We start from the raw sequence: 1,642 nt of genomic DNA, 5'->3' as shown, positions 1-1,642 counted from the left end.
AAAGTGGCAGCATTTCTCGCTCCTCTTCACGGTAAATGAGGTTTAAATGATTCTGCATGGATACAAACTTAGTCCATCCATTTTTATCCGCTGCATGTAATGCCTTTTGGAATTGCCAAGCATACATGGCTGAAGCTCCAATGTATCTTGCCTTACCAGCTTTCACAATATCATGCAATGCTTCCATTGTTTCTTCAATAGGCGTATGGTAATCCCAGCGGTGGATGATATATAGATCTACATAATCAGTTTCCAGCCTCTTAAGACTTTTATCGATTTCACTCATAATTGCTTTTCGGGAAAGCCCAGATCCGTTTGGACCCTTATGCATTTGCCCGTGTACTTTAGTTGTTATTACCACTTCATCACGATTCGCATAATCTTTAAGAGCTCGTCCAAGGTATTCCTCACTTGTCCCCAAAGAGTATACATTTGCTGTATCAAAAAAGTTAATTCCCAAGTCGAGTGCTTTTTTTATTACGAGGCGAGAGTCCTCTTCATTAGATACCCATTGATGAATCCATTTGCTAGCGTCCCCAAAACCCATACACCCCAGACATAATCGAGATACATCTAAGCCTGTGTTACCAAGTTTAATATATTCCATGTTCATCACCCTCACAAACTTTCTAATTCAATTCTTTAATTTCATATTTCCAAAATGGATTTCTCCTATAGCTTTCCTTGAAACATAACCTTTAATATTGGTGCTTAAATTTCATACATCGGACTATGTATATTATGCAACAATTTAAAGTACAATCGTTATCTCATTCCTATCAAGTTTTTGCCTAATCCTATCAAAGGCATTTACATAATCGACAAATATGAGATAGAATGTGACTATCATTGATGCAGGAGAATCCGATATGTCAGTAGAAATCTACAAACAGCAGCATGAACTTGCCAAACTCATTGAACGTTTTTCCGAGCAGGACGGGGTTCATCCTACTGTTATCCCCTCTTTATTCTTAATCCGTGAATCGATTGTTACCGAACCAATTGCAAGGGTGAACGAAACATCCTTTTGCATTATCGTCCAAGGAGAGAAGGAAGTACTGTTAGCAGAGGAACGCTTTAGGTACGGGCCTGCTCATTACATTGTTGCATCTGTTGACTTGCCGGTTACCGGGCAAGTTATAAAAGCCTCTTCAGACACTCCGTATTTGGCTCTCAAACTTGAATTTACATCGAATCAAATTTTAGAGGTTTTAAGTGATTCTGACATTCTCGTAGGACAGAAAAAAAATCCCAAACGTGCTATGTTTGTTAGCAAAGTAGAGCCATCTTTGTTGGATGCTGTAATTAGGTTAGCCCGGTTGCTAGAAAATCCAAAACATTCTCCGGTACTCGCTCCTTTATTCACGAAGGAAATTCTCTATTGGATTCTCCAAGGTCCTCATGGGGAGGCTCTGGAACAAATGGCAATAAAGGGAAGCAACGGACAACGTATAAGAGATGTTATAGAACATATCATCAAAAACTATGACCGCTCTTTTAAAATCGAGGAGCTTGCAGAAATAGCGAATATGAGTGTTGCTTCACTTCATCGGCACTTTAAAGAGGTTACAGCTATGAGCCCCATTCAGTTTCAAAAACAATTGAGACTCCAGGAAGCCAGGCGGATGTTAATAGCCCATTC

The 1,642-nt window shown here is 39.5% G+C and carries 2 protein-coding genes; one reads left to right on the top strand and one right to left on the bottom strand.

Features of this window, described 5'->3' with window-relative positions:
* Positions 1–607, bottom strand: a 607-nt coding sequence (locus V7266_RS29555) for an aldo/keto reductase (RefSeq protein ID WP_420491518.1), incomplete at its 3' end; no start/stop codon positions are given.
* 262 nt (positions 608–869) lie between these two features.
* Between V7266_RS29555 and V7266_RS29550 the strand changes: the two genes are divergently transcribed.
* The coding region (locus tag V7266_RS29550) for an AraC family transcriptional regulator (RefSeq protein ID WP_335472781.1) at positions 870–1,642 on the top strand (773 nt) is incomplete at its 3' end.

Origin of the sequence: Neobacillus drentensis (assembly GCF_036965645.1) — a bacterium.
Classification (GTDB): domain Bacteria; phylum Bacillota; class Bacilli; order Bacillales; family Cytobacillaceae; genus Neobacillus; species Neobacillus drentensis_D.
Note: the sequence above shows the minus strand (reverse complement) of the source record. Positions and strands in the feature narration are given on the sequence as shown.